Raw genomic sequence first — 9,098 nt, 5'->3', positions numbered from 1 at the left:
CGGCGCATAACCGCTTCGGTCAACGAAGGGATCGAAGATGAGCCGCATATCCGAGCGCCGCCGCGAGTTGGGCATGACGCAGAAGCAGCTCGCCGCGGAGATCGGCGTCGATACCGTCAGCGTCAGCCGCTACGAGAACGACGACCGGAAGCTGAACCTCATTCTCCTGCGCAAGATCGCGAAGGCGCTGCGTTGCCCTGTCTCGTCACTGCTGGACGAAGACGATATCGGCGCGAACCCTGCCGAGGTCAGCGCTGTCCCGGAGTTCGACATTCGTGCGGCCGCCGGCGGTGGCGCGGTCAATGAGACCGAGCAAGCTGTCGACTTCTGGATGTTCAGCCCCACCCAGCTCGACCACTACGGAATCCGGGGCCGGGACGTGGCCATGATCCGCGTGACCGGGGACAGCATGGAGCCGAGCCTGCGCTCGGGATCGCGCGTCATCATCGACCGATCGGACACAGACATCTCCACGCCCGGCATCTTCTGCGTCTGGGATGGATACGGGCTCGTGATCAAGCGGGTCGAGCGTGAGTTCGGGTCCAACCCTTCCAGGGTGCGGGTCATGTCCGACAACAGCCAGCACAGCGCCTACTCGGTGCCGGAGGAGGATCTCCGCGTGATAGGCCGGGCGGCCTTGGAAATAAGGCGCCTGTAACCGCTCCTGTCAGAAAATTACCGATCCGGTTATTTTCTGGGTTTACTTCATAACCGTTCCTGTAATACCTTGCTCTCAACGGTAACCCCGATGGGAGTGACAGGACATGCAGGAACCCCGGCAACAAGCCGACGCGCTCAGCCCCGCCGCCAAGGCCGCGCTGCGCACTGCCCCGGCAAAAGGCATCGGGCTCAACACGGGTCTCGATTGCCAGTTCACCCGCGATAGCGCCGACGCGCTCGACGAACTCGAAGCGGCGGGTCTGGTTTGCCAGACGCTGTCTCTGGGTCCGATCCAGCACCACGCGTTCACGCCCGCGGGCTTGGCCGTTCGCGCATTCCTCCTCCAGACGACGCGGAGGGTTGGGTGATGGCTGACAAGGCCCCCGACATGAGCGGACCTGCCTTTCCCGCAACATGGGATCAGTGGAGCAACGCCGACGGCGGCATGTCCCTGCGCGATTGGTTCGCGGGTCAGGCTTTGGCGGGAATTTGTGGCGACGGGATTCCCGGCTCGCATCATGCCCCGCGGGAAACGGCCCGAGACGCCTACGCCTACGCCGACGCCATGCTCAAAGCACGCGAGGCCGGCCAATGACCGCCCCCGCTCGCATCGAACACTTCCGCGAACTCCACAGCGGCTACCCGCTCGGGTGCAAGCAGAGCTACCGGGCTGCGGCTTGGTCGGCCCTGCAGACCGCGAGGATGTGGCAGGCCCGAGGCGATACCCGCTGGACCCTGCACTGGATGCAGAGGCTGCGCCGCGCGCGTGCCCTCGCTCTCTCCGCCAAGTGGGGAAAGCCCGGCCTCAGCTATCTCGGCGCCAGCCGCTTCGACGCCCAGGCCCCGATGCTGGGATCCCGTGAACTCGGCGTCGGCTCGTACTCGGGAGGGCTCCACGCATGAGCGACCTCACCCAACAGATTGCTCTCCGGCTCACTGAACTGCGCGATACAGCGCGGGCCATCGGCCCCCTCTGCGGCAAGCCCCTCGTCGAGTGCGATGGCGAACGCTGGGAGGCTTTCGTCTCATTCAGCGCGGTCGGAATGGTCAAGCCGCTGGCCATCGTTGCCGGGGCCGAAGATCCCATCGCCGCGATCGACAGCGCGATTGCCGTCGCCCGGCGCCGGACTGAGGGAGCGGCAGCATGAGCGCGCCCACCCCGACCCCCACGGCTCTCCAGCAGATCGCGGCCATCCTCGACCGGATCGACCGGGACACGCCCGATGCCCGCGCCAGCGTCCTCGCCCTTGGCCGCTGCGGCGACGAGGACCGGCGCGAGCATCTGGAGAGCATCCGCGACATCGCGCGGGCTCAGCAGGTTCGCTGGCAGAAGATCGAGCGCGAGGTCTCTCAGGCGCTAGAGGCCGACAAGGTCATCGCCGTCACGCGAGAGGGCAAGCCGATCTCCTGCGCTCACGAGCCCGATCCGCCGCCCGCGCGAAGTTGACCGACCCCTGAATCCCGCCGCGCGCACGCCACCCCCTGCGAAGCGCGCGGCGGCTGGCAGGCGGGCCCGCCCGCTCAGAAACCGGCCCCGGCCCGCCTGCCCCTTTTCAAACCTGAGAGGAGAAGCCTCGCATGGACACGATAAACACCCCGGAAGAGCGCATGAAGCGCGCGATCAATGTCCACAAGTCGGACATGACCGAGATCGCCGAGCACATCACCGATCACCAGCGCGGCCAGATCGACGCGATCACCGCCGCCGCGCGCATCCGCAACCGCATCGCCACCGCCCGCGAGAGCCTCGCCGCCATCGAGCGCGAAGCCGCGAGGGCCCTGGGCATTCCCAGCGAGGAATTCAGCGCGTGCGAGGCGGCCGAGTGATGTCCAGCCTTCTCACCCCGCGCGGCTGGCGCTTCGTCGGATACGCGGCGCTGACCGCTGCGGGCCTGTTCATCTTTCTGAGGCTGACGTCATGACTGATCACGCAGATATTATCGCAAGTCTGGAGAAGGCGACGGGGCCGGGTGTGCTTCTAGATGCTCTTGTCGCGAAAGCCACTGGTTGGGTTCAGAAATGGAAATACGATGGCGTGTTTTGCATGGACGTCCCCGCCGGTTGGGTAAGGTTTGATGGCGTCCCGCGAGCCTGCCCGCCCGAATACACCGCATCCCTCGACGCGGCCATTGCTCTTGTAGAGCGGGTGCTGCCGGGGTGGAGCTGGGGCGTTTCGCGCAGCGATGAGCCGGGCGAAAATGGGGCTCCAAGCGAAGAGCGTTATTATGCGGACGTTTTTGCTCCCGGCGCGGAGTACGCTGCTGATCACGCCACGGCCCCCTTAGCACTTCTCTGCGCCGCCTTTGACGCTCTCCAAGCGCAGGTGGCGTCATGACTTCCCCCAGCACCATCCAGCTCCCGCCCTGCATCCACTGCCGCAAATCCAGCCGCCGGACGAACGGCGCGGAGATATACCCGAACCGTCCCGATCTGGCGGAGCGCGTGGCCTACAAGTGCGATCCCTGCGGGGCCTATGTCGGCGCCGACAGCGAAGGCCGCCCCGTCGGCTATCCGGCAAACGCCCAGCTCCGCGCGGCCCGCAAATCCCTGATCGCCGAAGTGATCGAACCCTTGTGGAAGGGCGCGGTCGAGGCCGGGGCGTACACGCCGGAAAATGACCAGGCGAAGACCGCGATCCAGATGGCCGCGCGCAACCGCATCTATCGCTTCCTAGGCTGGATCATGGGCCTGACCGCCTATGAGGCACAGGTCGCCCGCTTCGATCTTGAGGACTGCCGGCGCGCCTACTGGCTGCTCTCGAAGACCACCTACCCCGAAATCCGCAAGTGGGCGAAGGCCCGCGAAACCAAGGCTCAGAACGAGAAGGAGACAACCCATGTCTGACGCCGCCGCGACTAAAGAGAAGCCGTCCTCCGCGGGCACGATGCTCGCCCGGGTCTTCGACAACCCGGCCCTGCCGCTCAAGGACAAGGCCGCATGGAAGGACCTGCTCGTCGAGATCAAGACCGAGGCCGAGAGCCTGCCGAAGACCCTGGAGACGACCAAGGATCGGGAGACGATCAAGGCCGCCGCCTACAAGGTCCGGCGCACGAAGACCGCGATTGACGACGCAGGCAAGGAGATGAACCGGGAGCTGCGCGAGAAGATCAACGCGGTCGATGCCGACCGGCGCGTGATCCGCGACACGCTCGAAGGGCTGGCCGCCGATATCCGGGAGCCCCTCACAGCCTGGGAAGAGGCGGAGAAGGCGCGCGAGGCCAAGGCCGACCAGATCGAGGCCGATCTCAAGAGCGCAAGCGTCATCACCGCCGACCTCACCGCCGCAGACCTGGAGACCCGGCTCGAGACCGTCCGGGCTCTGGAGATCGAAGAGACCATCTTCGGCAAGCGAAAGCCCCAGGCCGACGATCTGCGCGACCGGACCCTGCAGGTACTCGAGTCCGCCCTCCAGCGCGCCAAGACCGCGGAGGCCGAGGCACTGGAGCTGGCCGAACTTCGCCGCAAGGAAGAGGAGCGCCAGCGGCAGGAAGAGGCGGCACGGGCCGAGCAAGAGCGAAAGGCCCGCGAGGAGGCAGAAGCCAGCCGGCGGGTGGACACGGTGATCGCGCACATGCGCGAGATCGGCGAAGGCCGGATCGACGGTCAGACCCAGCCCATCGGCCTCCTCGAGTACGAACTCGAGAGCAAGGTCGTCATCGACGAGACCTTCGGGTCCAGGCGGGCCGAGGCCGAGGCCGTGCGAGCGGAAACGCGCGCGAAGCTCAAGGTGCTGGCCGCCGACGCCGAAGCCAAGCGCAAGGCGCAGGAAGAAGCCGACCGGGAAGCGGCAGCGGAGAAAGCCCGCGCGGACGAGCGCGCGAGGATCGACGCCGAACGCCGCCGCAAGGAGGAGGATGACGCCAAAGCCAAGGCCGATGAAGAGCGCCGGGCTCAGGACCAGAAGCACCGGGATTCGGTCATGGGCCGCGCGGTCGCAGCTCTGGTCGAGCGTGGGCTCGAACCCTCCGACGCGTCCACCGCCGTTGCCGCCATCGCTGACGGCGCGATCCCGGCAGTGAAGATCGAGTTCTGAGCCATGACAACGTCCTTGACCCCTCGAGAGCGCAGCGTCCTCGCGATCCTCCAGCACAGGATCGATGAGACCGCCATCTGCCCGACCTTCGTGGAAATGCGAGACGCCCTCGGCCTGAAGTCCCCGAGCGGAGTCCACGCCGCCCTCCAGTCCCTGCAGGAGAAGAAGTGGATACGCCGGGACCGGCACCGCCAGGGGGTCGAGATCCTTCAACGCCTGCCCGAGGCCGCGCTCGCGCAGGCGCTCCGGGAAATCGAAAAAGGAGCCAAAGCGTCATGACCATCATCATCGATAAGCCCGGCATCTATGACGGCATCGACATGGAGACCTATCACGGCCAACTCACCGTCGGCCCGTCGATCTCGTCCTCCGGGCTGCGCAAGCTCGACTCCACGACGCCGGCGCATTTCTGGGTCGACAGCTACATGAACCCGCATCGCGACCCGGTCGACACGACCGCGCTTCGCATGGGCAAGGCCGCACATACCGCGATCCTCGGGGATGAAGTCTTCGAGGAAGTGTTTGCGGTCGCGCCCTACAAGCTCGCGAAGAATGTGAACGAAAACGCATACGGCGAGCGCCCGGACAAAGGCGAGGAACCGGCCTGGCGCGCAGGCGAAAAGCAGGACTGGTGGAAAGAGCGCGTGGAGAACGGCCCGATCCCGCTGACGCAGGACGAGTTCGCCACGATCCGCGCCATGGCCGAAACGCTCCGCTCCTACCCCCTCGTCAAGTCGGGGATCCTCGAGGGCGAGGTCGAGAAGTCGCTTGTCTGGACCGACGAGGAGACCGGCGTCTGGCTCAAGGCCCGCCCCGACACTCTCCCGAAGTCCGGCTTCATCGCTGACTACAAGACTGTCCGCAGCGCACACCCGCGCGACCTGCAGAAGGCCATTGCCGAGCACGGCTACCATATCCAGCTCGCGCTCGTCATGGAGGGCCTCGTCTCCTTGGGCGTTGTCCCGGCCGAGAGCCTGAACGATCTGAGCGTGGTTCTGATCTGCCAGGAGAAAGAACCGCCCTACGCGGTCAACCACGTCGAGATCGACTTTGACTGGCTCTATCGCGGCGGCCAGGTGATCCGCAGGAGCGTGCGCACCTTCGCGCAATGCGTCGCCTCCGGTGAGTGGCCGGCCTACGAGCCGCCGACGCAAGCGATGAAGGCGCCCTTCTGGCAGGCCAAGCAGTACCAGGAGGACGAGGAGTCCGGGCGTTTGCCCAAGCCCTCGCGCGCCTTCGAGGGCCTGCGCTCTCAGGCCGCTTAATCCACACCCTCACGGAGAAAATCTATGACCAGCCAATCGCTGACTGTCGCCGAAGAAAACGAAATGGACCTGCGCGAGGGCGAAGACCGCCCCAGCCAGATTGCCGAGCGCATGCATGGCAACACCCGTCGGGGAATCTCCCTTGAGACACTGCCCGAGGCCGTCGAGTTCGCAAAGCTCATGTGCCAGGCCGAACAAGCGGTTCCAGCCGCATTCCGGCGAAAGCCGGGCTTGTGCCTCGCCGTGACAATGCAGGCTATTCGCTGGGGCTTCGACCCGTTCGGCGTCGCACAGAACGCCTATATCGTGAATGATAAGGTTGCCTACGAGGCCAAGCTGATCGTCGCCGCGATCAATGCGAACGCTCCGCTCGATGAGCCATTGAACTACAAGTACGAGGGCAAGGACGAAAGCCGGACTTGCGCGGCGATCGGCCAGATCATCACGCGTTCCGGCCGGGTGGTAGAGCGCCGGTATGAAAGCCCACCGAAGAGCGAGATTAAGCCGCAGAACTCGCCCCTCTGGAAGACTGACCCGGACATGCAGCTGGCGTACTACGCGGCGCGCGCGTTCGCCCGGCGATACTTCCCCGACATCATGCTCGGCGTCGTCGGAAAGGACGAGAGCGCCGATATGGGCAGCGTCATCAATGCTCGCGAGCGCGAGTCCTTGGAAGAGCGCCTTAAGAAGGCTGCGCCTGCGAAGCTGCCATACGCCAACGCCGCCCAGGCGAACGAGGACGAGGACGCAGACCGCGACGACACCTCGCAGACCCAGGAGCCGGACTCGCCCGCCCACCTGATGATCGGCGAGGCCGAGGCGTTCGACAGCGCGACCGACCTTGCCGAATGGAGCGAGTCCCTGCGCCAGAGCGAGGACTTCAAGGCCCTGAGCCAGGACGAGCGCAAGACCGTGGACAACGCGATCGCGCGCAAGTCCCTCGCGCTCATGGAGGCGGCCGGCGAGGCGGAGACCTCCGAGGCCGGCGAGACCGGAGACGGTGACGACGCCGGCGAGGAAACCTTCCCCGGAGACCTGACCTCATGAGCCAGCATCACCTTGCCAAGCCTTGCATGGGCTACCCGACGCGCACCGCCGCGGTCAAAGCCCTCAGCGAGCAGGGCATGTCCTCGGACATGATCGCTCACAAGACCGGGCTCGATACCCGGACCGTCGCGGCCCTGCGCCAGAACCTCGTTCGCCAGCGCGAACGCCGGGCCAAGGCTCTGGAGCGCCTTCTCAGCGAGGAGACCTTGATGTTCATCGAGGCCGCTGCGGAGACCCGCGGCGTGAACCCCGGCGCTCTGGCGATGTGGATCATCGATACCGTCGCGCGCGAAGAGATCATCGACGCGGTCCTCGACGACCAGCCAGCCCGGGAGAAGGTCGCATGATGCACTTTCGCCCAGGACAGACGGCTTTCACGCGAGAGCATTGCACCCGCGAGGCCGCCCAGGCGCTGCGAGAGCGCATCGAGCGCTACTGGAACGAGCGGGGCTACGAGGTCCGGGTCGATCTGGTCGAGGCGGGGTTCAACCCGGCCATGCGGTCGGCGCGAACGGATGTGCGGTCCGACATGCTGAATGCTTTGCCGCGGAGGCTCGCGTCATGAGGGCCGGGCACAGCGAACACACTTGGCGGCGCACGGTCGATCACGGCCCGAGCGGGAGCCTGATCGAAGACACCGGATGGGTGTTCCTCGCCGGGCGCGACATCGCGGCAGAGCGCAAGCGCCTGACCCTTGAAGGCTTCACCCGCGCTAGCGCGCAAAAGCCTCGGTTCCGGAAGATCTACGCCGACGTCGACGGCCGCCGCTTCACGCGGGACGTCCAACTGAGAACGGAGGCTCCACTGCCATGACCGAAGCATATCCGCTCCATTGGCCACCGGGCCGCCCGCGCACGAAGCGCCAGCATCGGTCCCGTTTCGACGTGACTTTTGCCCGCGCCCGTGACGAGATGCTGGAACAGGTTCGCCTGTTGGGCGCCCGTCTCCCGGTGCTGTCCACAAACGTGATCCTGCGCCGCGATGGCCTGCCCTATGCCAACCAGCCGGAGCCCGACGATACGGGCGTGGCGGTCTACTTTGAGCACGCGGGAAAGCAGATGTGCTTTTCCTGCGACCGATGGGACCGGGTGCGAGACAATATCCGCGCCATCGGCAGAACGATAGAGGCCATGCGCGGGATTGAGCGGTGGGGAACCGGCGACATGGTCGCTGCGGCATTCTCCGGGTTTCAGGCGATGCCACCGCCAAGCGGTCCGGCAGTGGCCGCGCCGCCACCCTGGTACGAGGTTCTAGGCGTCGATCCGCGCGCCTCTCTGGCTGATTGCCGAGCGGCATACCGGGCAAAGACGAAGACCGCACACCCTGACACCCCTACCGGATCACCGGATGCCTTCGCGCGCCTTCAAGAGGCGTGGGAGAGGGCTCAGAAATCCGCGACATGAGAAAGCGCACTGACGCCAGCGGGTCTGGCGCATGGACGGCACGGCAACAAAGGACAAGACCGATGGATAAGAGAGAGAAGTCGAGCCGCTTCTATGCGGCGAGCCACGCCAGCCGCGACGAGCTAATCGAGGTCCACGACACGAAAACAGGACGGGTCGCGTGCAGGGCGCATCCCGCTTATGCGGAAAAGATCGCCGAAGCTTTGAATACCGAGGGTCTGGCTCTCATGCCGGGGGTGGGGGTGGGGGAGCTGGAGTGGGAGGGCGAGCGCGCGGAGGTTGGGCTGCCAGGCTGGAGCTATTCGACGCACCATTTCGCGGAACTGGGCAAGTGGGGCGCTTTCTGTTGGCTCGACGGCAGTATGTATGTGCTCGGCTCAGACGATTGGACTGAGCAGGCGAACTTTGATGCCGAACACGAAGCCCGGTCCGCCTGCCAGCGCGATCTATATCAGCGCCTCTCCTCCCTCCAACCAGCAGGTGAGCTGGTAGAGGCTGCGCGGGAGAGTGCTCGACTTGCCTACATGCAAGCTTATCAGGACGCCTGCGAAGATGCGGGCCGTCCGTACTGCCGAGAGGCCGCGACCGAAGGCTGGGGACAATATGCCGAGAGCACCGCAGCTCTCTCCACAATCAAAGGGCGAGCCGATGCTGAATAGGATTTGCTCTTGGTGCAACTACCAATGGCCT

The 9,098-nt window shown here is 65.7% G+C and carries 18 protein-coding genes; all 18 read left to right on the top strand.

The genetic code is table 11. From position 1 onward, the window contains the following. Window positions 1-37: 37 nt before the first annotated feature. Window positions 38-658, top strand: coding sequence for an XRE family transcriptional regulator (locus PGP17_RS08320; protein ID WP_270374951.1), 621 nt, complete (start codon window positions 38-40; stop codon window positions 656-658). Between the two features lie 106 nt (window positions 659-764). After that, complete coding sequence (locus tag PGP17_RS08315) at window positions 765-1,028, top strand: hypothetical protein (RefSeq protein WP_270374950.1); 264 nt, start codon at window positions 765-767, stop codon at window positions 1,026-1,028. Further along, window positions 1,028-1,255 carry a hypothetical protein gene (locus PGP17_RS08310; protein ID WP_270374949.1) on the top strand — a complete coding sequence of 76 codons (228 nt, stop codon included), beginning with the start codon at window positions 1,028-1,030 and terminating at the stop codon, window positions 1,253-1,255. Before PGP17_RS08315 ends, PGP17_RS08310 begins: the two co-directional genes overlap by 1 nt. Next, window positions 1,252-1,563 (top strand): hypothetical protein, encoded by a 312-nt coding sequence (locus tag PGP17_RS08305; protein WP_270374948.1) that lies wholly within the window; start codon window positions 1,252-1,254, stop codon window positions 1,561-1,563. The genes PGP17_RS08310 and PGP17_RS08305 overlap by 4 nt, the downstream gene beginning before the upstream one ends. Next, window positions 1,560-1,808, top strand: coding sequence for a hypothetical protein (locus PGP17_RS08300; protein WP_270374947.1), 249 nt, complete (start codon window positions 1,560-1,562; stop codon window positions 1,806-1,808). Before PGP17_RS08305 ends, PGP17_RS08300 begins: the two co-directional genes overlap by 4 nt. Continuing rightward, entirely contained in the window at window positions 1,805-2,107 is a 303-nt protein-coding gene (locus PGP17_RS08295; RefSeq protein WP_270374946.1) for a hypothetical protein, read from the top strand. Before PGP17_RS08300 ends, PGP17_RS08295 begins: the two co-directional genes overlap by 4 nt. Window positions 2,108-2,238: 131 nt before the next feature. Then, window positions 2,239-2,487 carry a hypothetical protein gene (locus PGP17_RS08290; RefSeq protein WP_270374945.1) on the top strand — a complete coding sequence of 83 codons (249 nt, stop codon included), beginning with the start codon at window positions 2,239-2,241 and terminating at the stop codon, window positions 2,485-2,487. Window positions 2,488-2,578: 91 nt separating this feature from the next. Further along, complete coding sequence (locus PGP17_RS08285) at window positions 2,579-2,995, top strand: hypothetical protein (protein ID WP_270374944.1); 417 nt, start codon at window positions 2,579-2,581, stop codon at window positions 2,993-2,995. Further along, the gene (locus PGP17_RS08280) at window positions 2,992-3,504 is read left to right on the top strand and encodes a zinc-finger-containing protein (RefSeq protein WP_270374943.1); all 513 of its coding nucleotides are present in this window, start codon (window positions 2,992-2,994) and stop codon (window positions 3,502-3,504) included. Before PGP17_RS08285 ends, PGP17_RS08280 begins: the two co-directional genes overlap by 4 nt. Further along, on the top strand, window positions 3,497-4,693 hold the full coding sequence (locus PGP17_RS08275; RefSeq protein WP_270374942.1) for a hypothetical protein: 1,197 nt from the start codon (window positions 3,497-3,499) through the stop codon (window positions 4,691-4,693). Before PGP17_RS08280 ends, PGP17_RS08275 begins: the two co-directional genes overlap by 8 nt. Before the next feature lie 3 nt (window positions 4,694-4,696). Then, window positions 4,697-4,972, top strand: coding sequence for a LexA family protein (locus tag PGP17_RS08270; protein ID WP_270374941.1), 276 nt, complete (start codon window positions 4,697-4,699; stop codon window positions 4,970-4,972). Continuing rightward, entirely contained in the window at window positions 4,969-5,958 is a 990-nt protein-coding gene (locus PGP17_RS08265; RefSeq protein WP_270374940.1) for a PD-(D/E)XK nuclease-like domain-containing protein, read from the top strand. Before PGP17_RS08270 ends, PGP17_RS08265 begins: the two co-directional genes overlap by 4 nt. Before the next feature lie 24 nt (window positions 5,959-5,982). Then, window positions 5,983-7,005, top strand: coding sequence for a hypothetical protein (locus PGP17_RS08260; RefSeq protein WP_270374939.1), 1,023 nt, complete (start codon window positions 5,983-5,985; stop codon window positions 7,003-7,005). Continuing rightward, window positions 7,002-7,352 carry a hypothetical protein gene (locus PGP17_RS08255; RefSeq protein WP_270374938.1) on the top strand — a complete coding sequence of 117 codons (351 nt, stop codon included), beginning with the start codon at window positions 7,002-7,004 and terminating at the stop codon, window positions 7,350-7,352. Before PGP17_RS08260 ends, PGP17_RS08255 begins: the two co-directional genes overlap by 4 nt. Further along, complete coding sequence (locus PGP17_RS08250; protein WP_270374937.1) at window positions 7,349-7,570, top strand: phosphoglycolate phosphatase; 222 nt, start codon at window positions 7,349-7,351, stop codon at window positions 7,568-7,570. Before PGP17_RS08255 ends, PGP17_RS08250 begins: the two co-directional genes overlap by 4 nt. Then, window positions 7,567-7,818 carry a hypothetical protein gene (locus PGP17_RS08245; protein WP_270374936.1) on the top strand — a complete coding sequence of 84 codons (252 nt, stop codon included), beginning with the start codon at window positions 7,567-7,569 and terminating at the stop codon, window positions 7,816-7,818. The genes PGP17_RS08250 and PGP17_RS08245 overlap by 4 nt, the downstream gene beginning before the upstream one ends. Further along, a complete protein-coding gene (locus PGP17_RS08240) occupies window positions 7,815-8,408 on the top strand; it encodes a J domain-containing protein (RefSeq protein WP_270374935.1) in 594 nt (197 codons plus the stop codon). The genes PGP17_RS08245 and PGP17_RS08240 overlap by 4 nt, the downstream gene beginning before the upstream one ends. Before the next feature lie 62 nt (window positions 8,409-8,470). After that, window positions 8,471-9,067, top strand: a complete 597-nt coding sequence (locus tag PGP17_RS08235) for a hypothetical protein (protein ID WP_270374934.1) — start codon at window positions 8,471-8,473, stop codon at window positions 9,065-9,067. Window positions 9,068-9,098 lie beyond the last annotated feature (31 nt).

The sequence above is a fragment of the Marinicauda sp. Alg238-R41 genome (assembly GCF_947331485.1).
Taxonomy (GTDB): Bacteria; Pseudomonadota; Alphaproteobacteria; order Caulobacterales; family Maricaulaceae; genus Marinicauda; species Marinicauda pacifica.
The sequence above is the reverse complement of the archived record's forward strand: the minus strand, read 5'-3'. Positions and strand labels throughout refer to the sequence as shown.

Bases quoted from the DNA above. Each gene is read 5' to 3' on its own strand.
- PGP17_RS08320 (WP_270374951.1), top strand. From the start codon at position 38: ATGAGCCGCATATCCGAGCGCCGCCGCGAGTTGGGCATGACGCAGAAG.
- PGP17_RS08315 (WP_270374950.1), top strand. From the start codon at position 765: ATGCAGGAACCCCGGCAACAAGCCGACGCGCTCAGCCCCGCCGCCAAG.
- PGP17_RS08310 (WP_270374949.1), top strand. From the start codon at position 1,028: ATGGCTGACAAGGCCCCCGACATGAGCGGACCTGCCTTTCCCGCAACA.
- PGP17_RS08305 (WP_270374948.1), top strand. From the start codon at position 1,252: ATGACCGCCCCCGCTCGCATCGAACACTTCCGCGAACTCCACAGCGGC.
- PGP17_RS08300 (WP_270374947.1), top strand. From the start codon at position 1,560: ATGAGCGACCTCACCCAACAGATTGCTCTCCGGCTCACTGAACTGCGC.
- PGP17_RS08295 (WP_270374946.1), top strand. From the start codon at position 1,805: ATGAGCGCGCCCACCCCGACCCCCACGGCTCTCCAGCAGATCGCGGCC.
- PGP17_RS08290 (WP_270374945.1), top strand. From the start codon at position 2,239: ATGGACACGATAAACACCCCGGAAGAGCGCATGAAGCGCGCGATCAAT.
- PGP17_RS08285 (WP_270374944.1), top strand. From the start codon at position 2,579: ATGACTGATCACGCAGATATTATCGCAAGTCTGGAGAAGGCGACGGGG.
- PGP17_RS08280 (WP_270374943.1), top strand. From the start codon at position 2,992: ATGACTTCCCCCAGCACCATCCAGCTCCCGCCCTGCATCCACTGCCGC.
- PGP17_RS08275 (WP_270374942.1), top strand. From the start codon at position 3,497: ATGTCTGACGCCGCCGCGACTAAAGAGAAGCCGTCCTCCGCGGGCACG.
- PGP17_RS08270 (WP_270374941.1), top strand. From the start codon at position 4,697: ATGACAACGTCCTTGACCCCTCGAGAGCGCAGCGTCCTCGCGATCCTC.
- PGP17_RS08265 (WP_270374940.1), top strand. From the start codon at position 4,969: ATGACCATCATCATCGATAAGCCCGGCATCTATGACGGCATCGACATG.
- PGP17_RS08260 (WP_270374939.1), top strand. From the start codon at position 5,983: ATGACCAGCCAATCGCTGACTGTCGCCGAAGAAAACGAAATGGACCTG.
- PGP17_RS08255 (WP_270374938.1), top strand. From the start codon at position 7,002: ATGAGCCAGCATCACCTTGCCAAGCCTTGCATGGGCTACCCGACGCGC.
- PGP17_RS08250 (WP_270374937.1), top strand. From the start codon at position 7,349: ATGATGCACTTTCGCCCAGGACAGACGGCTTTCACGCGAGAGCATTGC.
- PGP17_RS08245 (WP_270374936.1), top strand. From the start codon at position 7,567: ATGAGGGCCGGGCACAGCGAACACACTTGGCGGCGCACGGTCGATCAC.
- PGP17_RS08240 (WP_270374935.1), top strand. From the start codon at position 7,815: ATGACCGAAGCATATCCGCTCCATTGGCCACCGGGCCGCCCGCGCACG.
- PGP17_RS08235 (WP_270374934.1), top strand. From the start codon at position 8,471: ATGGATAAGAGAGAGAAGTCGAGCCGCTTCTATGCGGCGAGCCACGCC.